The organism is Azonexus caeni (assembly GCF_048146105.1).
GTDB lineage: Bacteria > Pseudomonadota > Gammaproteobacteria > Burkholderiales > Rhodocyclaceae > Azonexus > Azonexus aromaticus_B.
Genome location: NZ_JBKJAD010000003.1, coordinates 252,314 through 277,454, shown reverse-complemented (window position 1 = coordinate 277,454; position 25,141 = coordinate 252,314). Strand labels below are relative to the sequence as shown.

Sequence of the window (25,141 nt, the reverse complement as noted above, 5' to 3'; positions counted from 1 at the left end):
TCGCACCAAGACACCCACACCTATCGGTTGTCCTAACTTTTAAAGATCAATCCCGCCGCGCCGTCGCTTTCACTTCGTCATCAGCAGAGAAGCGAGATTATGAAGCAACTTCTCACTTCCGTCAAGCGTTTTGAAAAATAATTTTCAACTCACTTTTAAAACCAACTCTTTCAAACCCCAGAAACAAAACACCTGGATTTACCAAGCGCCTTACTTACTGGTTGCGGGGGCAGGATTTGAACCTGCGACCTTCGGGTTATGAGCCCGACGAGCTGCCAGACTGCTCCACCCCGCGTCCGTCAGAGAGGCCGAATTATGCCCAGCCACCGGACACTCGTCAACCCCTTTCCGCAAATTCTTTTACTCTGACAGCCAATCAAGCAGTGGAGTCCATTGTTCGACATCCCTTTTATGCCTGGCTTTTGGCGGATCGAACACCGTTCCCCCGGCAGCGGCGACGTTAACGTAATTTTGGGTATTGCGCAGATAAGCGACGATGGGAATGTCAAAATGGCGCAGGAATTCCTCCAGCATTGCTGCTGCGCGCGTCCGGGGATCAACCCGCATGGCAACGATACCAACCTTGGCGCGCGTGCCACGGATTTCACTCCTGATGGAATTCAGAAAGTCTTCCGTCGCGGCCATATCGAATACGGAAGGAACCAGCGGCACCACGACCTTATCTACAGCACGAATGTAGTCGCTCAACTTGTACCCCTGTAGGCCAGCCGGCGCATCAACAACAACCCAATCGGCGTCTCGCGGCAGGCTGAGCGTAATCTGGTTGCCACCAAAATAACCGGTAACCGGCGACAAGGACTGATCCCGGAATGCCATCCAGCGCAAAGCCGACTGCTGCCGGTCCAGATCACAAAGCGTGGTCACCTTGCCCTGGTTGGCAAAATACCCTGATAGATTGGTCGCCAGGGTGGTCTTGCCAGCCCCTCCCTTTGGATTCGCCACAAGCACAGCACGCATCTGAAACTCCCTGTTTGATTTGAGCATGATTATATTGCTCGCACCAGACGCGTCATAGATGCATAAAATAAGCACTTCACCAACCTGAAACTGCAAAATGATCACGAAAGTCGCCGGCGAACGCCAGGGTATCCAGTCCATCGAGGTCGGTTTCCGACTGCTTGACGTGCTGGCCAAGAACAACCGTCCCATGATGCTGCGCGATATTGCGAAGGGGGCTGGCATGGCGGCGGCCAAAGCCCACCGCTATCTGGTCAGCTTCATGCGTATCGGTATCGTCGAACAGGATGCCGGAACCGGGCGCTACGATCTGGGGGCTTACGCTCTGGAACTGGGGCTTTCCGGACTCGGTCGTCTCGACCCGGTCAGACTGGCCGGCCCGATCCTCGACAATCTTTGCGAGGACATCCATGAAACCGTCGCCCTCGCTGTCTGGGGAACACATGGCGCCACCATCGTCCGCATCGTCGACGCCGGCAGCCCGATCACCATCACCCTGCGCCCCGGGACGGTTCTTTCCCTGACCCGCTCGGCAACCGGACGCGCTTTCGCCGCGTTCTGTCGTTCGCCTTTCCTGAAGAAGATGATCGACAAGGAACTCCGCGAACAGGCTGACAGCAGCAAGACCGCCATCACGACCTGCCGGCGACAACTGGAAACGACGCTTACCGAAATCCGCGAGCGCGGGCTTTCACGCGCCAGCGGCAGCCTGACGCCCGGCATCAACGGCTTCAGCGCGCCGGTATACGATCACAGTGGCCGCATGGTTGCCGCCATTACTTCTTTGGGGACGATTGGCGAATTCGACGTCGAGTGGGAGAGCGATACGGCGAAACGCATGCTCGCAGCCGCAGCAGAACTATCGCATCGACTAGGCTACGGCAGTATTCAGGAATAGTGCTGGTGCCCCCGGTCGGAATCGAACCAACGCCTGATGATTACAAATCAACTGCACGACCTTCATGCTACGGGGGCTGACGCAGGGCCGGGATTATAGCCGATCGACAGAGTTCATTGATGACCACGCCGACCAATCCGTTTGAAATTGCCCGCGACACGCTCAAGCAACTGGCGCAAAAGCGTATCCCGCCGACGCCGGACAATTATCAGACCCTGTATCACGATATCGCCGGAACCAAACCCGCCAATTCGACTTTTCCCGAGCGGCAATTGCGCTCCCTGACGGAGGCCCTGCCCAGAAGCTCGCCTGATCAGCTACGTTTGGCGAGACAGCTTGACGAGGCGATCAAGCGCGCCGACTGGGATGCCTATCAGAAATGCCTGAGCACTTTCGTCGCCGGATTGGTCGAATCGCAGAAGTTGGCCTGGGGCGAACTGATCAGCGATCTGCTCCGGCAATGGGAAGCCAAGCACCAGGGACTCACCTCCGCCCGCAAACGCGAATCGCTCGAACATGTCCTGACCAGCAGCGCCAGCAACCCGGACAATCTATTCTCCCGCCTGCAGAACCTTCTGCGTTCGTGGGGCAACGGGCGGGAACACGAGGCCGGCGGTGGTCTGCCGGAAGTCTCCGAACTCGTCTCAGCGGCTCCAGCCGAAACAAAACCGCCGGCCAGTGCCAACGAACACAAGGAAATGCTGTATCAGCTCAGGGAGCTTTTCGCATTTACGCTGGAAACCGCGATCGCCACCCAATTGCTCGAGAGCCCCTCGCTTTCCAGCGATGCAAAACAACTGGCCCAGGCCATCAGACAGGCGAGAAACACGGAGGAAACGCAGGACTTCCTGGTCCGCCTCAAACGTTTTGCCTTCAAGCTCGAACTGCTCGCCGAAGACCAGCAGGAATTGCGCAAGAGCTTGCTCGGCCTGCTCCGGCTGCTGGTGGAAAACATGACCGAACTGGTCATCGACGACCGCTGGCTGCACGGACAGATCGAAGTCGTCCGCGAGATCATCGACAAGCCGCTGTCGCAGCGCAGCATCGACGATGCCGAACGCCGCCTCAAGGAAGTGCTGTTCAAGCAGAGCCAGTTGAAGGCGAGCCTGTTTGAAACCCGCGAGGCGATCAAGCAGATGCTGACCGGTTTCGTTGATCATCTGGCCAACTTTGCCGATGCCACCTCGGATTACCACGACCAGATTGAAGGCTTCGCCAACAAGATCAGTTCGGCGAACAACATTTCGGCGCTGGAAAACGTCCTCGCTGAAGTAATGCGGGAAACCCGCAGCATACAGGGCAATGCCAAGCGCTCGCGTGACGAACTGCTGGCAACCCAGCAGCGTGTCCGCGAAGCCGAAGCCCGCATCAGCGAACTGGAAAACGAACTCGCCAAGACCAGCGACCTGGTCCGCCACGACCAACTGACCGGCGCCCTCAACCGACATGGCCTCGAAGAGATGTTCGACAAGGAGCTGGCTCGTGCCAGACGCCACGATACCCTGCTCTGTGTCGCGCTGCTCGACATCGACAATTTCAAGAAGCTGAACGACTCGCTCGGTCACGACGTCGGCGACCAGGCGCTGGTCCATCTCGCTGCCGTCTGCCGCGAAACCCTGCGCCCGCAGGACACGATCGCCCGCTACGGCGGCGAGGAATTCGTCATCCTGCTCCCGGAAACCCGCCTCGACGACGCCGCCAACGCGCTGGCCCGGTTGCAGCGCGAACTGACCAAGCGCTTTTTCCTGCACGACAACGACAAGGTCCTGATCACCTTCAGCGCCGGCGTCACCCAGATGACCGCCAACGACGACCAAGGCAGCGTGATCAAGCGTGCCGACGAGGCGATGTATGTCGCCAAGCAGACCGGCAAGAACCGGGTTGTGACGAAACAGTGGACCCCATGACGGAGAGCCGCCTCGTGCCGGAAAGGAAATCGCCGCTCGCCAGCCGCCAGCATGTTCCGCTGCGCTTCCTCAAATCGTCGCTCGTCGTCGACAGCGAACTGACGCCCAACGGCGAAATCGCCGGCTGGCTGGAAGAAGAACGTCGCTCGGCCGGACTGTCGCTCGAACGCGTCCCCCTGGACCAGCTGGAAAACTGGGCGTTCACCGAAAACGGTCGCATCGCCCACCGCAGCGGCCGCTTCTTCGCGATCCAGGGCATCGAGGTGAGCACCGACTGGGGCGAGGTCCCGAACTGGGACCAGCCGATCATCGACCAACCGGAAGTCGGCTTCCTCGGCCTGATCGCCCGTGAATTCGGCGGCGTCCTGCATTTCCTGATGCAGGCCAAGGTCGAGCCCGGCAATCTCAACGCGGTCCAGATCTCGCCGACCCTGCAGGCGACCAAGAGCAATTATTCGCGCGCCCATGGCGGCAACGCGCCGCGCTACCTGGAATACTTCATCGACGCCCGGCCCGACGAAATCCTGCTCGATCAGTTGCAGTCCGAGCAGGGCGCCCGCTTCCTGGCCAAGCGCAACCGCAACATCATCATCGAGCCCGAGGGCGAACTGGCGCTTACTCCCAGCTTCAGGTGGCTGACGCTGGGCCAGATCAAGCACCTGCTGCGCCAGCCGAACCTCATCAACATGGATACCCGGACGGTCATTTCCGGGATTTCCTACGGCGAGTTCGACGATCGCGCCGAGTACTACTTCGACCTCTTCGCGCGCCACTTCTCGAGCAGCAACCTGCCCGCCATTTCGCTCCTCAGGTCTTTCCTCCACGCCGGCGACAGCCTGCACAGCATGGAAGAAATCCTGTCCTGGGTGACGCACCTGCGCTCGCGCTACGAACTGCACATCACCCGCAAGCCGCTTTCCGAACTGCGCCAGTGGCGGATCGAGCGGGATTGCATCCGCCACGAAACCAACCGCTTCTTCAAGGTGATCGGCACCCGCATCGAGCTGCACGGCCGGGAAGTGCGCAGCTGGTGCCAGCCGCTCATCGAGAGCGCCCAGGAAGGCCTGCTCGCCTTCATCATCAAGCCGATCAACGGCGTCTATCACTTCCTGGTCCAGGCCAAACTGGAGCCGGGCAATTTCGACATCATCGAGTTCGCGCCGACCGTCCAGTGCCTGACCGGCAATTTCCGCGACAACGAACCCGGGCAGCGGCCGCCCTATCTCGACTACGTGCTGTCCGCGGCACCCGAGCAGCGCCTGGTCGACACCATGCAGTCCGAAGAAGGCGGGCGTTTCTTCCAGGAACAGAACCGCAACCTGCTGGTTCTGGCCGACGACGAATTCCCGCTGGCGACCTCCGAAAACTACCGCTGGATGACCCTGAACCAGATCAAGCAGTTCATCCGCTTCAACAATTACCTGAACATCCAGGCACGCAGCCTGATTTCCGCCATTTCCTTCGCGTGATCAAGGCATGAGCATCCGCTTCGGCATCCTCGGCTGCGCCAGCATCGCCCGCCGCATGTTCGCGCCGGCCATCGCCCAGGTCGAGGAGGCAACATTGGTCGCCGTCGCCTCCCGCGATCCCGCTCGCGCCGCGCAGTTCGCCGCCGATTTCGCTTGCGCGGCGGCCAGCGACTACCACGCCCTGCTCGCCCGCGACGACATCGACGCCGTCTATCTGCCGCTACCGCCGGCCCTGCACGAAATCTGGGCCGTTCACGCGCTGGCGGCAGGCAAGCACGTCCTCTGCGAGAAGCCGCTGGCCACCGACCTTGCCGCGACCAGCCGCCTGGTCGAGGCGGCGCGCCGCGCCGGCAAGGTCCTGGAGGAAAACTGGATGTTCCTCCACCACCGCCAACTGCAGTTCATCAAGGACCGGCTCGCCAGCGGCCAACTGGGCGAAATCCGCCTGCTCCGGGCCAGCTTCGGCTTCCCGCCGCTGCCGCCGGACAACTTCCGTTACCGCGCGGCGCTGGGCGGCGGCGCACTGCTCGATGCCGGCGGTTACACCCTGCGCATCGCCCGCGAACTGCTCGGCGACCCGCTGACGCTGCTCGGCAGCCACTTGCAGACGCCGCCGGACAGCGAGGTCGACCGCTTCGGCAGCGCCCTGCTGCTATCGTCCCGGGGCATCACCGCCCAGCTCGCCTTCGGGTTCGACAGCCACTACCGCTGCGAGCTGGAAATCTGGACCGCCAACGCCAGACTGACCGCCCCCAGAATCTTCACCGCGCCACCGGGATTCAGCCCGCCGGTCCGGATCGAAACCGGACAAGGCGGCGAAGAACACACGATCGCCGCCGACAACCACTTTGCCAACGCCCTGCGCCACTTCATCCGCCGCATCGCCCGCCACGACACGGCGTGCGACGGACTGCTGCGCCAGGCCACGCTCACCGAAGCCCTGAGAACCCATGTCCGCCATCCATGTCACCAAACCGGCCCTGGCGCCGCTTGACGCTTTCGCCCGCAAGCTCGAGTCCGCCTGGGAAAGCGGCGTCCTGACGCACAACGGCCCGCTCGTTCGCGAACTCGAAGCCCGGCTCTGCGACTACCTGGCGCTGCCCCGGCTCGCCGCCGTCACCAACGGGACCATCGCCCTGCAACTGGCGATCCGCGCCCTCGGCCTGCGCGGCGAAATCATCACCACGCCGTTTTCCTGGGTCGCCACCGCCAGCGCCATCGTCTACGAAGGCTGCCGGCCGGTCTTCGTCGACATCGATCCGGAAACGCTGAACATCGACCCGGCGCAGATCGAAGCCCGCATCACCCGCCACACCAGCGCCATCCTGCCCGTCCATGTCTTCAGCAACCCGTGCGCCACCGGGCAGATCGGCGAAATCGCCGCCCGCCACCGGCTCAAGGTCATCTACGACGGCGCCCACGCCTTCAACGTCAGGCTGGGCGGCCAGCCGCTGGCGCTGGCCGGCGACGTCACCGCCCTCAGCTTCCACGCGACCAAGCTGTTCAACACCGGCGAGGGCGGCGCCTGCGTCACAGCCGACCCGGAACTCGACGCGCGCATCCGCCGCCTGCGCTTCTTCGGCCACGACGACGCGCGCAACATCGTCGACGACGGCACCAACGGCAAGATGACCGAGATCCATGCCGCGCTGGGCCTGGTCAACCTCGAATTCGCCGCCCCCGTCGAACGCAAGCGCCGTAGCGATTACGCGCACTACCTGGCCTGTCTCGGCAGCGCGCCGGCACTGCGCTTCCAGCGCATCGACCCGGAAGCCTGCAACCACAGCTACCTGCCGGTCATTTTCCCGGACGAAGACAGCCTGCTCGCCGCCGAGCAGGCGCTGCTCGCCGAGTCTGTCGTCGCCCGGCGCTACTTCTACCCGGCGCTCAACACCCTCGACCGTCTCTTTCCCTACCAGCCCTTCCCGGTCGCCGAAAGCATCTCCCGGCGCATCCTCTGCCTGCCGCTGTATTTCGAGCTCGGCATTGCCGACATCGAACGGATCAGCGGCATCGTCGTCGATTCGCTGGCCCGGCATTCCTCGGCAAAGCGCGCAACACCATGAGCCTTCCCCATCTCTTCATCTATGGCGCCGGCGCCTTCGGCAAGGAAATCCGCGATATCGCGCGACGCGCCAACCGGCAGGAACAGACCTGGGACAAGATCTTCTTCATCGACGATTTCGCACCGCCGGGCACCTGGTTCGGCGACTGCCAGTCCTTCCCGTTCACCTCGGTGCTGGAAGATTTCGACAGCGCCGCCATCGAGGTGGTGATCGCCCAGGGCGAACCGGTGCACCGCGAGACCCTGTACGGCAAACTGAGCCAATGCGGCATCCGCCTGGGCCGGGTCGTCGACCCCTCGGCGATCGTCTCGCCTTACGCCAGCGTCGGCGAAGGCGTTGTGCTGACGGCCTTCTGCAGCGTCGCCGCGGATGCTAAAGTCGGGAATAATGTCGCCGTTAATGTCCAGGCCATCATCGGTCACGACGTCGTCGTCGGCGACCATACGGTGATCTCGACGATGGTCAATCTGGGCGGCGGCACCCGCGTCGGGACCGCCACCTATATCGGCATGGGGTCGCAGGTGAAGGAACAACTGCGCATTGGCGACCGCAGCATCGTCGGCATGGGGTCGGTCGTTCACCATGACCTCGGCGACGACCTGATCGCCCTGGGCAATCCGGCGCGGGCCATGCGAAAAAACGAAACCCGCCGGGTTTTCAACAAGTAAGGAAAGGCACTCGCTCGATGAGCAATCAGGAAAAATACCAGCAGGTCTTCATCGAATGCTTCGGCGTCGCCGCCGATGCCCTCGGCGACAAATTCACCTACCAATGCGTTCCGGCCTGGGATTCGGTCGGCCACATGGGCATGATCGCGGCGCTGGAAGATACCTTCGGGATCATGATGGAGACCGACGACATCGTCGATTTCTCGTCCTACACCAAGGGAATGGAACTGCTCGGCAAGTACGGCGTGACCTTCTGAGGCAGTTGGCGTCGGCATGGACTTCATCGCCCGTCTAACCGAGTTCGCCGACCGGCCGCTGATCCAGGCCGACGACGCGAGCGTCCATCGCTACGCCAGCGTGCTCGAACTGGCGGCCGCCTTCGAACGGGCCGGCTGCGCCAGGCAACTGGTCTTCTGCCTGGCCGGCAACACGCCGGGCGCGCTGCTCGGCTACCTGGCGCTGCTGCGCTGCGGGGCGGTACCGCTGATGCTCAACAGCAGCCTGCCCGCCCCCCAGTTGAACGCGCTGATCGCCGCCTACCGGCCGGCCTTCCACTGGCTGGAGCGGCAGCGCGCCGCGGAACTGGCCGGCACCCGGGAAGCCGCCGCCCATGCCGACCATGTCCTGCTCGGCAGCGCAACGCCGGCCGACTACGCGATCCACCCGGACCTCGCCCTGCTGGTCGCCACCTCCGGCAGCACCGGCAGCCCGATGTTCGTCCGCCAGTCCCGGCGCAACCTCGCCGCCAACGCCGCGGCGATCGCCGAATATCTCGCCATCGGTCCCGACGAGCGGCCGATCACCACCTTGCCGCTGTCCTACACCTACGGCCTGTCGATCATCCACAGCCATGTCCTGCACGGCTGCCCGATCGCCCTCACCGGCAAGAGCTTCTTCGACCGCGGCTTCTGGGACTTCTTCCGGGAAGTCGCGCCGACCTCGTTCGGCGGCGTTCCCTATCACTATGAAATGCTGCGCAAGCTGCGTTTCTGGCGCATGACGCTGCCCGGCCTGCGCACGCTGACCCAGGCCGGCGGTCGCATGGCGCCGGAAATCGCCCTCGAAATGGCGGTCGAAGCCCGCCAGCGGGGCCTGCGCTACTACACGATGTACGGCCAGGCCGAGGCGACGGCGCGCATGTCCTACCTCGAACCGGAAATGAGCATCGAGAAGGCGGGCAGCATCGGCCGCGCCATTCCCGGCGGCAGTTTCAGCATGGAAGACGAGGCGGGGAACGAACTGAGCGACGCCGAAGCCAGCGGGCAACTGGTCTATCGCGGCGACAACGTCAGCCTCGGCTACGCGACGGGTTACGCCGACCTGGCGCGCGGCGACGACAACCAGGGCTGCCTGCGCACCGGCGACCTCGCCCGCCGCGACAGCGATGGCTATTACTACATCACCGGCCGCCTGAAGCGCTTCCTCAAGCTGTTCGGCCACCGCATCAACCTGCAGGACGTAGAGGACATGCTGCGCACCCGGGGCCACGACGCGGCCTGCGGCGGCGAAGACGATCATCTGGTGATCTACCTGAACGAAGCCGACGGCGCCGACGCCGGCGACCTCAAGCGCCAGCTTGCCGAGACCCTGCGCGCGCCGCCTTCGGCCATCGCCGTCGTCGGCGTAACGGCGCTGCCGCGCAACGACGCCGGCAAGCTGCGCTATGCCGAACTGGCCGGCCTGGCCGGAAAAACCCTGGCATGACGGCGGACGACTACCTGGCCGAGCTGGCGCAGTGGCTGGAAATTCCGCCCTTCGCGCTGGCCGCTTGTGACAAGACGCCCCGTCTCGCCGGCGCCCTGGCCCGCCTGACGCAACACCATCGCCGCCACTGCCCGGCCTACGCGCGCCTGCTCGACATCTTCGGCGATGACGCGACAGCCGCCGCTGGCCTTGCCGACATTCCCTTCCTGCCGGTCCGGCTGTTCAAGGAATACGAACTGGCCAGCGTCGCTCCCGACCAGGTGTTCAAGACGATGACCTCGTCCGGCACCAGCGGCCAGGCGGTTTCCCGGATCTTCCTCGACCGCGCGACGGCAGCCGGACAGAGCAAGGTGCTGGCCCGGCTGATGGCCGAGCTGATCGGCCGCCAGCGGCTGCCCATGCTGATCGTCGACGCGCCCGGCGTGCTCAGGGACCGCCAGCGCTTCTCAGCGCGCGGCGCGGCAATCCTCGGCTTCTCGCTGTTCGGCCGCGACCTCACCTATGCGCTGGACGACGACCTGCAGCCCGACCTGCCGGCGATCGAAGCCTTCCTCGCCCGCCATGCCGGCGCGCCGATTCTGGTCTTCGGTTTCACCTTCCTGGTCTGGCAGCACCTCTACCTCGGCCTGCGCGCCCTGGGCCGGCGGCTGGCGCTCGACAACGCGCTGCTCCTGCACGGCGGCGGCTGGAAAAAGCTGCAGGAGCAGGCCGTCGGCAACGCCGAGTTCAAGGCCGGGCTCAAGGCGCAGACCGGCATCGAGCGCGTCGTCAACTACTACGGCATGGTCGAGCAGACCGGCTCGATCTATCTCGAATGCCCGGCCGGCCACCTCCACGCCTCGCTGTTTTCCGACGTCCTGATCCGCAACCCGGCCGACTTCTCGGTCCTGCCGGCGGGCCAGAGCGGGCTGATCGAAACCCTCTCGCTCCTGCCCTTCAGCTACCCGGGGCACGCCCTGCTCACCGAGGATCTCGGCGTCCTGCTCGGCGAGGACGATTGCCCCTGCGGCTGGCGGGGCAAGTACTTCACCGTGACCGGCCGCGCCCCGAGCGCCGAACTGCGCGGCTGCAGCGATGTCCGGGCGAGCCATGAGTAAACGCCCGCTGCCCGCCGACCTGCCGCTGACGTACCACGCCGGTGCCGGCATCGCCGACATCGACTGCCGTCCGCTGCCGCCCTACGCGCCGCCGACGCTGGCCTTCCTCGCCGACCTTTCGCGCCGCCTGCTCGCCGACAGCGCCTGCCGGACCTTCCCCGACATCGCCGCCTTCGGCTACTGGTGCCGGCCGGCCAACCTGGCCCGCCTGGCCGCCGCGGCCGCCGGCCCGCAGCGGCGTCTCGGCCGCGGACTGGCGCTGCACATCGCGCCCGCCAACGTGCCGGTCAACTTCGCCTTCAGCCTCGCCTTCGGCATGCTCGCCGGCAACGCCAACATCGTGCGGGTACCGGCCGCGCCCAAGGAGCAGACCTTGATCCTGTGCGCCGCACTGCGCGAGCTGTTCGCCGAACCGGTGCATGCCCGCCTCGCGGCGATGAACCGCGTCGTCGGCTACCCGCGCGACGACGCCATCACCGCCGCCCTCTCGGCCTGCTGCGACGCCCGCGTGCTGTGGGGCGGCGACCGCAGCATCGCCCAGCTGCGGCAACTGCCGATGCCGCCGCGCTGCGTCGAGATCGCCTTCGCCGACCGCTACTCGCTGTGCCTGCTCGACGCGGCGAGCGTCGCGGCAAGCGACGCAGCAGCCTTGGCAAAGCTGGCCGGCGATTTCTACAACGACGCCTACCTGCTCGACCAGAACGCCTGCTCGTCGCCGCACCTGGTGCTCTGGCTTGGCGACGAGGCAACCGCCGCGCGCGCCCAGGCGGTTTTCTGGCCGGCACTGGCCGAGGTCGTCCGGGACAAGTACCCGCTGAGCGCGGTGCAGGCCGTGGACAAGCTGAGCGACCTCTGCCGGATCGCCCTCGAGCTGCCCGCCGCCGTCGCCAGCACGCGGCATGGCAACGCCATCTACCGCATCCGGCTGGCCGCGCTGCCCCCGGACATCGAACGCGTACGCGGCCGGCACGGCCTGTTCCTCGAATACGTCAGCCCGGACAGCGACTGCCTCGACGCCATCGTCGACGAGAAAACCCAGACCCTGACCTGTTACGGCGTCGACCGCGAACAGCTTGCCCAGACGATCGTCGACCGCGGCCTGCGCGGCATCGACCGCATCGTTCCCGTCGGCCGCGCGCTCGACATCGGTCCCGTCTGGGACGGTTACGATGTCGTCGGCGCGCTGTCGCGCATCGTCCATACGAAATAACAACCCAAATCAATGGATGCAGGAAAATCGATCAATGAACCCAATCCACAATCTCGTCAGTCTAGAAGGAAAGACCTGCCTCATTACCGGTGCGACAAGAGGTATTGGGCTCGCAACCGCTAGGCTGTTCGCAGAATGCGGGGCCACCGTGCTCCTCGCTGGACGCCAAGTCGAGAAGCTTCACGAAATTCGTGACGCTCTCAGAGCAAATCACGGCCCGGCACGGGCGGAAAGTTACGTTTGCGATATCAGCACTGAAAAGAATGTCAAGGCAATGTTCCAAGCGATTTTCAGCCGGGAGGGCCACCGTTTAGATGTTTTGGTTGCCAATGCAGGAATTCTCGAGGATGCACTCATCGGCATGGTGACATCTGAGCAAGTGGAACGGGTGTTTTCCACCAACGCCTTTGCCCTGATTTATTGTGCCCAATACGCCAGTCGTTTGATGGCAAAAACCGGGAACGGCGGTAGCATCATCAACATATCTTCAATCATCGGCCGCTATGGCAACGCAGGGCAAACGGTCTACAGCGGTAGCAAAGCAGCAGTAATCGGCATCACGAAATCTCTGGCCAAGGAACTTGCCCCAAAGAACATTAGAGTAAATGCGATCGCTCCGGGATTCATTGATACCGACATGGCCCGGAATCTGCCAGAAGCCAAATTCAATGAAAGGCTCGCCAACATCCGCTTGGGAAGAATTGGCAACCCGGTGGAAATTGCCTCAGCTGCGTTGTTCTTTGCCTCCGGGCTTTCAAGCTACGTTACAGGGCAGGTTCTTGGCGTCGATGGCGGTATGATTATTTGAATGGCTGCACCTCTCGTTCCTACCCTTGATCAACACGCGGTATTCCGGCGAACCGAAGTGCCAAATCAACCGGAGCAATTCATGAGCGACATTACCCACGCGGACTCACTGGTCTTGTGCGCCCCCACGGAAACTGCAGAAATTCCGACGTTTTCCCTCTCGGCAATCGGCAAAGCCCCCCTAGGACGCACCCCATATGCAAATAACTCGATTTCAAAAATATTCATTCCCTTGCTCCCGACCGACTTCACCAAAGCGGACACCCTTCGCGTTCTGCGCGAATGCCGGAGAATACTGAAACCTAAAGGAAAACTGCTGCTGTGCCATGAAGCCGTATCGACGTTGGCACTACGGGCGCAGCAATTGGATTTGCAAGAGCAGGCACACGATTGCGGGCTTGAGATATATCTTGAGGATAGCGAGCGACTGCCATTGCAGATAGCTCGAGTAAATGCGGCACATTATCTGTGCTTCGCAAAACCCCAAAAAAAACTACCCCCTCCTCGGGTCTCGATTGTAATTCCAGCCTTTCGTGTCACCTATCTTGAGAACTGTCTTGCCTCATGTTTGGCTCAGACCTACCAAGACCTCGAAATCATCGTACTCGATGATAGCCCAGACCGGGCAATCGAAACGCTTGTCGGTGACTTCATGGCCCGCGACAAGCGCATTTCCTATATGCGCAACACCCCACCATTGGGTGAAGCCGAAAATCTGACACGCGGCATACGACTAGCTTGCGGCGAATTGATCAAACCGCTGTGCGACGACGATGAACTCTACCCGCAAGCTGTGGAACGCCTGCTCGCAGCGTTTCTCAGTACGCCCGATTGCACACTGGCCAGCGGAAAGCGCCAACCCATCGATGCTAGCGGGAATTCACTGAGCCAGTACCCGATTGAAGGCCCTGCCGAAAACAGCAGCTGCATCGACGGCCGGGAGATCATCCTCAAAATCGGCGAATCGGGCATAAACTGTCTAGGGGAACCCTCGGCAATGATGTTCCGGCGTAGCGACATCCTCGCCATCCGGGAACGAAACATAATGTCCCTAGAAGGGAAAGCCTGCATCGGGCTCGGTGATGCCTGTACTGCGACCCACCTACTGTCGCGTGGCGACCTAGCCTTTGTCGCCGAACCCGTGTGCCGCTTCCGGGTACATGTCGGGCAAACACAGCGCCAGAAAGACACCCTGCGGGAATCGGAAAACACCTGGCGGCACTTCCGGGAGAGCATTGCAGCGCTTGGCTTCATGGCCGAAGGCGAGGCATTGCCGCCTCGTTCGGAACTCGAGTCGGGTATTGCCCATTTCCAAGCCGGGAATTTCGAAGCTGCGCTACACTCACTCTCTCGCTGCATTGTTACCAATCCCGACGAAGTCGAAGCCTATTTCTATCTTGCGCTGATCTGCGCGGCGCAGGGAATGATGCCGGAAAGCGCATCGTTCATTCACGAAGCCCTGATGCTGGCGCCGGAACGCAGCGATCTCCAGGCGCAGTTGGGAGAGTACTGTCTGGAGAAAGGGCATATCGAAGCGGGCCGGCAACACCTGGCCGAAGCCGTCGCCCGCCAAGCAGACCTGTTTCCCGCCTATCCCGGCCTGGCCGAAGCAATGCGTCAAAGCGGGCAACTGGCCGAAGCCGCCAAACTTCTGGAAAGCGTAGCCTCCTATCCCGGACCGGCACAATCCGCCATCGTTGCCAAACTGCTGGAGGTGCTCACACAGCAAGGTAACCTGGAGCGCATCGTGGCATGCTGCAACCGCGCCCGACAGGATCTGGCCCTGCAGGGGCTTGGTATCCGGCTGCAAACCCGGAGCGGAATCGACGCTCAGCATCTGCGCCAGGCACTGGAGCGCCTGCATAGCCGCCTCTGCCCGCCATCGCTACAAACTCCCGCGAGAAAACCGAAAGGTAACGGCTCGGTAAGAATCGCCTTTGTCCTCAGCGATTTTCAGCGCACCACGGCCGCACGACATCTCGAGCTTCTGTTGCGCCGTCTTCCCGTAAAAGACTTCCTTACCATCCTGGTCGACAACGACCCGAACACCCCTGGCAACGAACTGGCTGAACGTAGTGCGCTACTCGCTGACCGTTACATTCCCGCCAGCATGCTCGACGACGATGCCCTGGCTCAATCCCTGAACGATGCGGCACCAGACATCCTCGTCGACTTCGACGGTCCGGGCGCCCGCCAGCGACTGGCCGCCATCTGTCGTGTGAATGCACCGTTGAAGCTGTCGTGGAGCGACCTGCCCCCCTGGGGCCTAACGGGCCTGCGCCAGATGTGCGGGGAATGGCTCCAGCCGACGGAGAATGGTGGCGTGCCCCCGTTGGCACTTGACGGGCTGGGTGAGTTCCTCGAACTCCCTGCGACAGAAATTGTCCGCGCTGCCCACGAAGCCCCGCGATTCGCCTGCCTGACCCCATCCATCCGAGTCAGCGAAGATAGCTGGGACTGCTTTGCCTCCTTGCTGAAGCGCCTGCCGGACGCCCTTCTGGTCGTCAATCTGGGCGAACTGGCGGGCCCAGCCCAGCAGCGGATCGTTGACATCTTCGCCCGACGCGAAATCAATGCTGATCGGCTGCATTTCATCCGTGCTAACGACACCGAAGCACTCTGTGCAATCTGGAACGAAGTCGACGTCGGCCTCGCTCCACTGCACGGTGATGGCGACGACGCGCTGCCAACCTGCCTGTGGATGGAAAGGCCCTATGTTGCGCTGGACTCACCTCATTCCTGGTCCCGGCGCCCTGCAGCGCTACTACAACTCGCTGGCCTTGGCCATCTGGTTGCGGTCGACCGCGAAAATTATCAGAAAATCGCCGAACAGCTGATTCACACACCGCTTGCTGCGCCCGGGCGTGAGTGGCTCCGCAGATCACCGCTGACCGACGCTTCCCATTTTGTCGCCGACTTTGCCACCCGCCTTGCCAAGGCACTCATCGCATCATGAACAGTCTTCCCCGCATTTCAGTCATCATCTGCAGCATCGATGCCGGCAAGTTCGCTCAGGCCAGCCAGGGCTATCGCCAATTACTGGCGGAGTTCCCGCACGAAATCATCGGCATCCATGATGCGCGCTCACTGGCAGAAGGCTACAACCGTGGCATGCAGCGGGCAACGGGCGACATCTTCATTTTCTCCCACGATGACATCCTGATTCTCGACCGCCAGTTTGCTCGCAAGATCGTCGCCAGGCTCGAGGAATACGACCTCCTGGGTTTTGCTGGTGCCGACCGGATCATTGACGGCGCCTGGGCAATGGTTGATCTACCCTACCTGCACGGTGCCATCGCCCACGCCCCACCGGGCAGGCAGTTGCTCACGCTGACCCTGTTTGGTGCGCAGCAATGGCCGGTTGCTGCAAACATCAAGGCCATCGATGGACTGTGCATGATCGCCAGACGCGATGTCGCGCTGAACGTTGGATTCGATGCCGACACCTTTGATGGTTTTCATCTCTACGACATCGACTTCAGTTTTTCGGCCCACCGCGCCGGCTACCGGGTAGGTGTCTGTTGCGACATCCCGCTCATCCACTATTCGGAAGGCTCGTTTGATGCGGAGCAGGAGCGCTTTTCACGCCGTTTCGTCGAAAAGCATGCAGATCATCTCGATTCCGCGGCTTACGCGCGGGACAGCACAAGAAAACTGCTCGCGGCATCATTCAGCGACCCCGAGGCGCTGAAGCGTACCTGGTGCGAAGAAACCTTCAGGCGTAGTACGATTGCCATGCTGCGACGGGCAAACCTCCCCGTCCTCATGGCGAACGAAATGCCCGCCGTCGCTGCGCATGACGGAGATAACCGGCAAACGGAAACAGTACTGGAAAGCGATGCCAGCCTGCCAAACCGGCCGGAAACACAACCTACGGAAAGCCCGACGCCCCCGCCCGAGGAAGCCTATCAGCGCTGGATCGCCGCGCGCACGCTGACACCGGATGACCTCCGGCAACTGTTGCCGGTGGACGGTAGAAGTGAAATCACGACGACCACCTTCCAGATACTCCTCCAGCTTCCCCTTGGGGGCGACTCCTTGCTGGCCGACACCCTGGACAGTCTGGCCGCTCAACACACCGGCAACTGGCGGCTCGACGTGATTACAAGCCTGCCCGCCCCGGCGGGCATCGAGGAAATACCCAACATCGGCTGGCACGAAGTGGCCGCTGGCCAGCCGGTCGACATGGCAGCATTGGTGGAGGCGGCCGCCGCCGACTGGGTCCTGGAACTCCCGCCCGGCGCACGCCTCGACTCCCTGTACCTGTGGCGGATCGCCACGGAAGCCGCCCGCTCGCCCGCCACCCAGGCCTTTTTCGTCGACGACGACTGCACCGACCCGGCCGGCCAGCGCCAGGCGCCGCGTTTCAAACCGGGCTGCAACCCGTCGCGGCTGCTTGCCAGCGACCTCGCCGGCCCGCTCTGCGTGCGCCGCCCGGCCTATCTCGCCAGCGCAGCCGGTGCGCCACCGGCCGGCAGCCCCTGGTTCAGACAGCTGCTCGCCATTGCCGAACAGCACGGCTGGGCAAGCATCGGACACGTTGCCGACGTCCTGCTCACCTACCCGCAGGCCTTCCCCAGCGACACCGAGGCCTGCCTGCACGCCCTGCTCGATTTCCTCGGCCGGCAAGCGCCTGGCGCGGAAATCGTGCCGGTCACCGGCCAGGCCTGGAACATCCGCTATCCGCTGCCGTCGCCCCCGCCCAAGGTGTGCATCGCCCTGCTCTCGCAAGGGCAGCTCGACCTGCTGGCGCGCTGCCTGAACACCATCCTCAAGCTGACGCATTATCCGGACTACGAAATCCTGCTCGTCGTCGATGCCATGGCCGGCGACAGCGAACTCGACGACTGGCTGAGCAGCGACGCCACCGCCGGCGTGCCAGGGCGAATCCGCGTCCTCCGCCCGTCGTCGCCAGGCAACCACGCGACGCGCTGCAACCAGGCGATGGCGGCGAGCGACGCCGACTACGTCGTGCTGCTGCGCGAGGAAGCCGCCATCGTCCAGGAACAGTGGCTCGACGAATTGCTCCGGCCACTTCTGCAGCCCGCCGTCGTCGCCGTTGCCCCGCTGCTGATCACCCCCGGCAAGGCGGAAATCTGGGCCGCCGGCTGCGTGCTGGGCCTGATGGGCAGCCGCGGCTATCCCGAGCAACAGAAGATCACGCTCGGCCAGCCGGGTTATCTCGAACACGCCAGCGCGCCGCGCGACACCAGCACCCTGTCTTCCGGCTGCGTGCTGTGGCGGCGCGCCGACTACCTCGAGGCCGGCGGCATGGACGAGGCAGTTTTCGGCGACCATCAGGCAGATGCCGACGTCTTCCTCAAGCTGCGCGCCAGACAACGCCGGCTGCTCTTCCAGCCGGCTTCGGTCGTCGTCTTCAACGGTCCGGAAAGTCCGACACTCGATTACGATCCCGCCTACAAGGCACAGGCGGCGATCGCCGGCGAACGGGCGGAGCACGAACTCAATGCACGCTGGGGCCGCGCCGTCGCCGTCGACCCCTTGTGGAACCCCAACCTGTCGCTGACCACGACAAGCCTGCTGCCGGAAACCAAGTACCGGGCGCAATGGCAGTTCCTGCCCAGCGACCGGCCACGCATCTTTGCCTGCCCGATCCCCAACGGCCAGGGCGACTACCGCATCACCTCGCCGCTGAAAGCCGCCCGCAAACTCGGCCTGGCGAGCCAGTGCGTGTGGATGCAGAGCACCAAGAACCCGAACTACCTGACCGTCCCGGAGCTGCTTCGTCTCGCACCGGACACGGCCATCGTCCAGAACTACATCTTCGACCGTCCGCTCGCCGCGCTCGATCGCTGGCACCGGGCGCCCGGCCGACCATTCACCGTCTACGCGCTGGACGACCTGATCACCGGCCTCGACCCGAGCAATCCGTTCTTCAAGAACATCCCGGCCAACGCCCGCGCCCGCCTGCAATACGCGCTCGACCGCTGCGACCGGATGGTCGTCTCCACCGATTTCCTGGCCGACCGCTACAGCAGCTTCATCCGCGACATCCGCGTCGCGCCCAACTGTCTCGAACAGGAAATCTGGCTGCCGCTGCGCAGCCAGAAGCGCACCGGCAAACGGCCACGCATCGGCTGGGCCGGCGGTTCGACGCACCACGCCGACCTGCTGCTGCTCCGCGAAATCATCGAACGCACCCGCCACGAAGCCGACTGGGTCTTCTTCGGCATGTGCCCGCGCGAAGTCCTGCCGCTGCTCGCCGAATTCCACGACACCATCGCTTTCGAGGACTACCCGGCCTATCTCGCGTCGCTGAATTTCGACATCGCCGTCGCGCCGCTGGCGCAGACCGAGTTCAACCGCGGCAAGAGCAACCTGCGCCTGCTCGAATACGGCATTCTCGGCATCCCGGTGGTGTGTACCGACATCGACCCCTACCGCGACAGCCCGGCTTGCCGCGTTCCCAACATCGCCGACGCCTGGGTCGAAGCCCTGCGCGCCCGCATCCACGATGCCGATGCGCGCGAACGCGAAGGGGTCGCCATGCGCGACTGGGTCTGTCAGAATTACCTGCTGGAGAATCGCGTGAATGACTGGCTGGCCGCCCATCTTCCGGACTGATTTCCCGACATCGAAAGTTTTTTTGAAAATGCACTAAAGAAGTTCCGAGCCACGTCGTTAATCAACCTGTCAGCGGAACGATCTCCGCATCGGCGGGGTGTTAAAGGCCAAATCGAAACAGGGCCGACCCAGAAGATCAATTTTTCAGGAGAAAGAAAATGTCGCAAATCAACACCAACACCTACTCGCTCAATGCCCAGAAGAACCTGGCCAACAACTCGCGTGGTCTGGCTTCCGCTCTCGAGCGTCTCTCCTCCGGTCTGCGCGTCAATTCCGCCAAGGACGACGCGACGGGTCTGGCCTCCGGCATGAAGATCGATGCCTCCGCCCGCCTGACCGCCGTTGAAATCCGCCAGCAGTCCGACACCATTTCGTCGGCGCAAATCGCTGACGGCGCGCTGTCGGTAGTCGGCGATATCATGGCCCGCGTCATCGAGCTGAACAAAATGGGTGGCGGATCGGCCGAAATCGCCAAGCTGACCGCCCAGGCTTCCACCATCCAGAGCGACGCCAACGCCGCCATCCAGACCTTCGGTGGCACCACCTTCACGACCGTCGCCGTGGCCGGTACGGAAACGGCAGCCTCGGCACTGACTGCGGTTTCGTCGGAACGGACCAATCACGGCGCGACGATGAACAACGCCGAATTCGCCATCCAGGCCAAGCGCGCCGCCTACGAAAATCAGCAGGCCGCCCGTAGCCGGATCATGGATGCCGACTTCGCCGAAGAAACCTCGCGTCTGTCCCGCTTCCAGGTGCTGCAACAGGCTGGTACGGCGATGATCGCTCAAGCCAACGCGCTCCCGCAAAACGTACTTTCCCTGCTCCGCTAACTAGTTCGGGTCAGTAGTTTTGAGGTGTGGTGGCTTGCAAAAGCCCCACACCTCTTTGTGCTTTAACTCGGGAGCATGAAATGACGATCGAATCCATCAGTACCAACGTCGCGGCGCCGCCCATCTCCGGAGCGATGGGCAGTGCAGGCGCAGCCGTCAGACAGGCGCCCGCGCAGACGTCGGGTACAAGCGCCCAGACCCGGTCGGCGCAAACGGCAAATGCCAGTAGCCAGACGACGCAGAGTGTTGCGCAAGCACAGGATCGCAAACCGCAGAGTCTCAGCGACACGCCGCTCGAAGACGCCGTGAAGAAACTCACCGACTTCGTTTCGACCATCCACTCGGAGATCAGCTTCTCGGTAGACGAAGCCTCGGGAACGCGCGTAGTCAAGGTTCTCGACAGCCAGTCCAAGGAAGTGATCCGGCAAATCCCCTCCGAGGAAGCGATCCAGCTGGCCCAGGCACTGGACAAGCTGCAAGGCCTCTTCGTTCGCGATAAAGCCTGACCCGTCCGATCTTTTCGGAGTAAAACATCATGGCAAGCTATAGCTCACTCGGTATCGGCGCGGGGGTTGACCTGCAAAGCATGCTGACCAAGATCATGGACGCGGAAAGAATTCCGTTGAACATGCTGGAAAGCAAGATCACGACGACCGAAACCAAGCTTTCGGCGTGGGGAACGCTGAAGTCGAAACTGTCGACGCTGGAAACCAGCAGCACCACGCTCAGTTTCGAGTCCAGCCTGCAACGCCGTTCGGCCACCGCAGCCGACACCTCGATCGTTTCGGCCAGCGCCTCCTACAACGCTGCAGTGGGCAGTTACGGGATCGAGGTTACGCAACTTGCCAGCGCCCAGAAAAGTTTCACCAACGAGTATGCCGCTGGAACGACCTTCGGCCAAGGCGACCTCAACTTCACGATCGCCGGCCAGGCCAAATCGATCAGTCTGACCGGGCAATCAAGCTACACCCTCGAAGAAGTCGCCAACCAGATCAATGAAAACAAGATCGGCGTAACGGCTACCGTCATCACCACCGCCTCCGGTACACAACGCATGGTGCTCAGCGGCGACGACACAGGCGCCAGCAACGCCTTCAGCCTGGACTCGACGATGACAGCGTCCGGCGGTCAGTCCTCCCTTGGCAGCTTCGATACGAGCACCGTCGGTCTGGCCCGCACCGACGCCCAGAACGCGCTGATGAAAATTGACGGCATTGATGTCAGTTCGAGCACCAACAGCTTTTCCAGTTCGATTACCGGATTGACCATCAACGCCACCAAGGTCGGCAGCACGACGCTGACCGTGGCCACCAACAAGGACAGCATCGTCTCGTCGGTTCAGTCCTTTGTCGATGCATTCAATGCGGTCGTAGACGACATCAAGGGCAACTCCACCTACGATGCGACGACCAAGGTCGGAGGTGCATTTTCGGGAGACAGCGCGGCGCGCGGCATTCTGTCCAGCCTGAACGAGGCCAGGACCACCGAACCGGCCGGGGTCGCCGACAGCAGCTTCAAGACGCTGTCCGATCTCGGAATTTCCATCCAGTCGAACGGCAAGCTGTCGCTGGATAGCACAGCGCTACAGGAAGCACTGAGTGAGAATTCCGGCGATGTCATCAAGACACTGAACGCCTACGGCAACGCCTTTGGCGATGTTCTCGCCGACTTCCAGGGAAGCGACGGCATCGTCAGCAACCGGGTCAACGGTCTGACCTCCGCCTCGGCAAAGTTCGCCGACGACAAGGAAGCCATGGAATTGCGCCTTGAACTGATCGAAAAACGCTACCGCGCGCAATTCACCGCGCTGGACACATTGGTATCGTCGATGAGCACGACCAGCAGTTATCTGACGCAAACATTCGCGGCCCTGAGTTCATCGAGCAGCTAACTCTCGCTATACTGTCGCAACCCTGCTTCAATGAGCCAGTAACCCATGTTTGCCAGTTCCCCCAACGCCTACAAACAGATCGGGCAGGATGCCGATATTCTGGGCGCCGATCCGCACCGTCTGATCGTCCTGCTGTTTGACGGCGCCGACGCCGCCTTGCTCAAAGCCAGGGCCTGTCTCGAACAGAAGGATATCCGCGGCCGCTCGGACGCACTGATCAAGGCCATCGACATCATTTCCCATGGTTTGGCGGACAGTCTCAACCTTGAGCATGGCGGCGATCTCGCCAAGAACCTGAGCGCACTTTACGAATACATGGTCAGCCGCCTGATCTATGCCAATATCCACCAGGACGAGCGCGCCATCACCGAGGTGCAGAAGCTGCTTGGAGAAATTGGCGGCGCCTGGCGCGAAATGGGCGACAACCTGAGAAAGCAGGCTGCGGCTGGAGGACCCAAGCCCTGAACGAAAAAACCCCGCAAGGGAACACCGCCTTCAGCGACCTGTCGGCAGCGCTGGACGCCTTGCTCAACCTGCTCCGCCAAGGCAACTGGGAAGCCATCGCCGACCAGCAGACGGCTCTCTTGCCGGCGCTCGAAGCCGTCAGAAACCCGGCCCTGGCTCGGGAAAAGGCCATCTCTCCCGTTCAATTGGCCAGTTTGCAGGAAAAGCTTCAGCAAGCCATCGGCGAATGCCGCGAACGTCAGGCGCAAATCGCGCCTTTGGTAGAAGCCTTCACGAAAAACCGCCCGCCGCAATCTAGCTCATGATTCCGCCGGATGTCGCCAGTTCGCTACGCTCGGTATTGACCGAGTCGCAGAACGCGACCCAACAGCCCCAGCAAACCCAACCTGTCGCGGCGATCCAGCGCATTGCCGACGTTCTCGGCAACCTCGTGCCAGGACAGCGGATCATGGCCGAAATCCAGGGCATGCAGGCCAACGGCACCTACCGGGCGATGGTCGGCCAGCGGGAAATCACCCTTTCCCTGCCGTTTTCGGCCAAAGCCGGCGACAGCCTGGAACTCGAAGTCACCGAATCCGACGGCAAGCTGGCTCTCGCCTTCGTCGCCAATCGTGGCGAACCCGCCGCCAAAGGACAGCCGGTTTCGGTTGCCACTTCGCTGAGCAATACCGGCCGCATGATCGGCGATCTGCTGCAGGAACTGACGGTGGACGGCAAGCGGGCACCGGCCGCGCCGCTCAACGGCAACCAGGCGCTGGTACAGAGCATGCCGAAAGATGCCGCACAACTGGTTCCCGTACTGAGACAGGCCCTGACGCAAAGCGGCATGTTCTACGAAGCCCACCAGGCGCGCTGGGCCTCTGGTCGGCTGCCGACCGAGCAATTGCGCCAAGAGCCGCAAGGCCGGCTCCCCGCACCGGCCAATCCGCAAAATCAGGGAAGCAGTCCCGCGCCGACCGCTTCGCCCCCTCAGCCCGCAGGCGGACCAAGCCCGGCGGCGCCAGGCCTCCCCGGCGGGGCTGCGATGAACAGCGCCCCCACCCTTCCCGGTTCTAACGGAGCCGCGCCCCCTGCCCCCGGCGGCAGCGCCCCGGCCGTCAGCGGCATCCCAACTCCGACGGCGCCTCCCCTCGCCGACAGCACGCCCCCCACGGCCAGCGCCAACCCGGCCAACCAAGCCCAGCCATCCCTGCCCCCGGAGCGCCCGCAGACATCCCCAACACCCCCTCAGCAAGCTCAGGCGCTTGCCGGCCAGACGGCAACGCCACCCGAAGCGCCATCCAGCGCTGCAAGCCCCCCGCAAACATCGACAGCGGCGCCTTCTACCCCAGCCAATCCGGGGTCAGGCTCAGTTCCCGCGAACAGCGCTACGCCAACCGCACCGAATCAAGCCCCACCTACTCAGGCCGCACCTGTTCAGACCGCAGCTGCTCAGGCGGCGCCACCAGCCAGCACCACCCCGACATCAGCGGCAATAGCAAGCGGCCCCAGCCAGACCCCGCCCTCTAGCCCGCGAACGAGCTTGCCCGAAAATACCCGAGCAACCCCCGCCCCCTTGCCGCCACCGCTAATCAGGCAAGGCAATCTGACCTACGAAGCGTTTCCGCCACGAAACGCCTGGCTGCCCCAGGGGGCTGAAACGCAGATGCCGGCCACTGCGTCCGCAACCACACCACCTCCTCCCCAGCCATCGCCGCCTCCCGCCAATGCCCAGCGCGCCGAGGCTGGTCAGCCGAGCCTGGCATCGCCGGCTACCCCCCCGCAGGACGAAGCGGCACCTGTCAAAACAGGCAGCAGCCCCGCCAGCCCTGCCGAGATCAGCCGGGACACCGGTCGAACTCCGATCGTCTCCACCGCAGGCACGGAGAAAGCCCTAGCACCAAGCCCGCCGGCTGGCCCGGCAGGCATTCCGCGTGACATCGCACCGCTCGTCCAGCAACAGCTCGACGGCCTGGCCAACCAGAATTACGCCTGGCAAGGCCAGATCTGGCCGGGGCAAAACCTGTGGTGGGAAATCGGCGAAGATCCGGAAAGCCGCGGCGGCGGCGACGAGGAAGGCAAACGCTGGCAAACCCGCCTGAAACTGACACTCCCCGTTCTCGGTGAGGTTGACGCCAGTATCTCGCTGCAAGGCTCGGGGCAGATCAGCCTGCGCCTGGCCGCCGGCGATGCGGCAAGCGCGACGCAGTTGCAGGAACGCCTCGCCGAGTTGCGTCGGCAATTTGAAACCGCCGGTCTGTCGATTGGCCAGATGCGTGTCGATCATGAGCCCCACCGCGAAGCCGAACCCGCTGCGTGAAGCGGTTGCACTGGCCTACAGCCAGACCGAAGCCGCGCCCCGCGTTGTCGCCAAGGGCAAGGGGCTGATCGCCGAGCAGATCATCGCCAAAGCCAGGGAACACGGGGTTTACGTCCACGAATCGGCCGAACTGGTCGCCTTGCTGACCCAGGTCGATATTGACGAACACATCCCGCCGCAGTTATACATGGCCGTCGCCGAACTACTGGCCTGGCTGTACCGGATCGAACAAGGCGAGCATCCGGAACCACCCAAGGTCTAACC

General features: G+C 63.1%; 21 protein-coding genes and 2 tRNA genes. 20 read left to right on the top strand and 3 right to left on the bottom strand.

The features are described 5' to 3' along the window. Nucleotides 1–218: 218 nt before the first annotated feature. Both ACLIIZ_RS06400 and ACLIIZ_RS06395 read right to left on the bottom strand, forming a co-directional pair. Nucleotides 219–295 (bottom strand) — tRNA-Met (locus tag ACLIIZ_RS06400). Nucleotides 296–360: 65 nt separating this feature from the next. Further along, a complete protein-coding gene (locus tag ACLIIZ_RS06395) occupies nucleotides 361–1,083 on the bottom strand; it encodes a nucleotide-binding protein (protein ID WP_416691287.1) in 723 nt (240 codons plus the stop codon). Between ACLIIZ_RS06395 and ACLIIZ_RS06390 the strand changes: the two genes are divergently transcribed. Then, complete coding sequence (locus tag ACLIIZ_RS06390; protein ID WP_416691286.1) at nucleotides 1,076–1,876, top strand: IclR family transcriptional regulator; 801 nt, start codon at nucleotides 1,076–1,078, stop codon at nucleotides 1,874–1,876. The genes ACLIIZ_RS06395 and ACLIIZ_RS06390 overlap by 8 nt on opposite strands. A gap of 3 nt (nucleotides 1,877–1,879) precedes the next feature. On the opposite strand, the gene ACLIIZ_RS06385 is transcribed toward ACLIIZ_RS06390, so the two are convergent. Continuing rightward, nucleotides 1,880–1,953 (bottom strand) — tRNA-Thr (locus tag ACLIIZ_RS06385). Between the two features lie 42 nt (nucleotides 1,954–1,995). On the opposite strand from ACLIIZ_RS06385, the gene ACLIIZ_RS06380 reads away from it, so the two are divergent. The 19 genes from ACLIIZ_RS06380 (at nucleotide 1,996) to ACLIIZ_RS06290 (ending at nucleotide 25,139) form a co-directional block, all read left to right on the top strand. Next, nucleotides 1,996–3,783, top strand: a complete 1,788-nt coding sequence (locus tag ACLIIZ_RS06380) for a GGDEF domain-containing protein (RefSeq protein ID WP_416691285.1) — start codon at nucleotides 1,996–1,998, stop codon at nucleotides 3,781–3,783. After that, entirely contained in the window at nucleotides 3,780–5,252 is a 1,473-nt protein-coding gene (locus ACLIIZ_RS06375) for an NDP-hexose 2,3-dehydratase family protein (protein WP_416691284.1), read from the top strand. The genes ACLIIZ_RS06380 and ACLIIZ_RS06375 overlap by 4 nt, the downstream gene beginning before the upstream one ends. A gap of 7 nt (nucleotides 5,253–5,259) precedes the next feature. Further along, complete coding sequence (locus tag ACLIIZ_RS06370) at nucleotides 5,260–6,246, top strand: Gfo/Idh/MocA family protein (RefSeq protein ID WP_416691283.1); 987 nt, start codon at nucleotides 5,260–5,262, stop codon at nucleotides 6,244–6,246. Next, nucleotides 6,203–7,318, top strand: a complete 1,116-nt coding sequence (locus ACLIIZ_RS06365) for a DegT/DnrJ/EryC1/StrS family aminotransferase (protein WP_416691282.1) — start codon at nucleotides 6,203–6,205, stop codon at nucleotides 7,316–7,318. Before ACLIIZ_RS06370 ends, ACLIIZ_RS06365 begins: the two co-directional genes overlap by 44 nt. Next, the gene (locus tag ACLIIZ_RS06360; RefSeq protein ID WP_416691281.1) at nucleotides 7,315–7,986 is read left to right on the top strand and encodes an acetyltransferase; all 672 of its coding nucleotides are present in this window, start codon (nucleotides 7,315–7,317) and stop codon (nucleotides 7,984–7,986) included. The genes ACLIIZ_RS06365 and ACLIIZ_RS06360 overlap by 4 nt, the downstream gene beginning before the upstream one ends. Before the next feature lie 17 nt (nucleotides 7,987–8,003). Beyond that, nucleotides 8,004–8,243 (top strand): acyl carrier protein, encoded by a 240-nt coding sequence (locus ACLIIZ_RS06355; RefSeq protein WP_416691280.1) that lies wholly within the window; start codon nucleotides 8,004–8,006, stop codon nucleotides 8,241–8,243. Between the two features lie 16 nt (nucleotides 8,244–8,259). Then, entirely contained in the window at nucleotides 8,260–9,690 is a 1,431-nt protein-coding gene (locus ACLIIZ_RS06350) for an AMP-binding protein (protein WP_416691279.1), read from the top strand. Beyond that, nucleotides 9,687–10,787: a LuxE/PaaK family acyltransferase gene (locus tag ACLIIZ_RS06345; RefSeq protein ID WP_416691278.1), complete on the top strand. Its 1,101-nt coding sequence runs from the start codon at nucleotides 9,687–9,689 to the stop codon at nucleotides 10,785–10,787. The genes ACLIIZ_RS06350 and ACLIIZ_RS06345 overlap by 4 nt, the downstream gene beginning before the upstream one ends. Next, nucleotides 10,780–11,997: an acyl-CoA reductase gene (locus tag ACLIIZ_RS06340; protein ID WP_416691277.1), complete on the top strand. Its 1,218-nt coding sequence runs from the start codon at nucleotides 10,780–10,782 to the stop codon at nucleotides 11,995–11,997. Before ACLIIZ_RS06345 ends, ACLIIZ_RS06340 begins: the two co-directional genes overlap by 8 nt. 34 nt (nucleotides 11,998–12,031) lie before the next feature. Beyond that, nucleotides 12,032–12,805, top strand: a complete 774-nt coding sequence (locus tag ACLIIZ_RS06335; RefSeq protein WP_416691276.1) for an SDR family NAD(P)-dependent oxidoreductase — start codon at nucleotides 12,032–12,034, stop codon at nucleotides 12,803–12,805. A gap of 81 nt (nucleotides 12,806–12,886) precedes the next feature. After that, nucleotides 12,887–15,760 (top strand): glycosyltransferase, encoded by a 2,874-nt coding sequence (locus tag ACLIIZ_RS06330; protein ID WP_416691275.1) that lies wholly within the window; start codon nucleotides 12,887–12,889, stop codon nucleotides 15,758–15,760. Then, nucleotides 15,757–19,389, top strand: coding sequence for a glycosyltransferase (locus ACLIIZ_RS06325; protein WP_416691274.1), 3,633 nt, complete (start codon nucleotides 15,757–15,759; stop codon nucleotides 19,387–19,389). Before ACLIIZ_RS06330 ends, ACLIIZ_RS06325 begins: the two co-directional genes overlap by 4 nt. 158 nt (nucleotides 19,390–19,547) lie before the next feature. Further along, on the top strand, nucleotides 19,548–20,222 hold the full coding sequence (locus ACLIIZ_RS06320) for a flagellin (RefSeq protein WP_416691273.1): 675 nt from the start codon (nucleotides 19,548–19,550) through the stop codon (nucleotides 20,220–20,222). Between the two features lie 80 nt (nucleotides 20,223–20,302). Then, a complete protein-coding gene (locus ACLIIZ_RS06315; protein WP_416691272.1) occupies nucleotides 20,303–20,728 on the top strand; it encodes a flagellar protein FlaG in 426 nt (141 codons plus the stop codon). 29 nt (nucleotides 20,729–20,757) lie between these two features. Beyond that, complete coding sequence (gene fliD, locus ACLIIZ_RS06310; protein WP_416691271.1) at nucleotides 20,758–22,113, top strand: flagellar filament capping protein FliD; 1,356 nt, start codon at nucleotides 20,758–20,760, stop codon at nucleotides 22,111–22,113. A gap of 45 nt (nucleotides 22,114–22,158) precedes the next feature. Further along, nucleotides 22,159–22,578, top strand: coding sequence for a flagellar export chaperone FliS (gene fliS, locus ACLIIZ_RS06305; protein ID WP_416691270.1), 420 nt, complete (start codon nucleotides 22,159–22,161; stop codon nucleotides 22,576–22,578). A gap of 59 nt (nucleotides 22,579–22,637) precedes the next feature. Then, complete coding sequence (locus ACLIIZ_RS06300) at nucleotides 22,638–22,883, top strand: hypothetical protein (RefSeq protein WP_416691269.1); 246 nt, start codon at nucleotides 22,638–22,640, stop codon at nucleotides 22,881–22,883. Then, complete coding sequence (gene fliK, locus ACLIIZ_RS06295; RefSeq protein ID WP_416691268.1) at nucleotides 22,880–24,877, top strand: flagellar hook-length control protein FliK; 1,998 nt, start codon at nucleotides 22,880–22,882, stop codon at nucleotides 24,875–24,877. Before ACLIIZ_RS06300 ends, fliK begins: the two co-directional genes overlap by 4 nt. Further along, entirely contained in the window at nucleotides 24,843–25,139 is a 297-nt protein-coding gene (locus ACLIIZ_RS06290; RefSeq protein WP_416691267.1) for an EscU/YscU/HrcU family type III secretion system export apparatus switch protein, read from the top strand. The genes fliK and ACLIIZ_RS06290 overlap by 35 nt, the downstream gene beginning before the upstream one ends. Nucleotides 25,140–25,141: the final 2 nt, after the last annotated feature.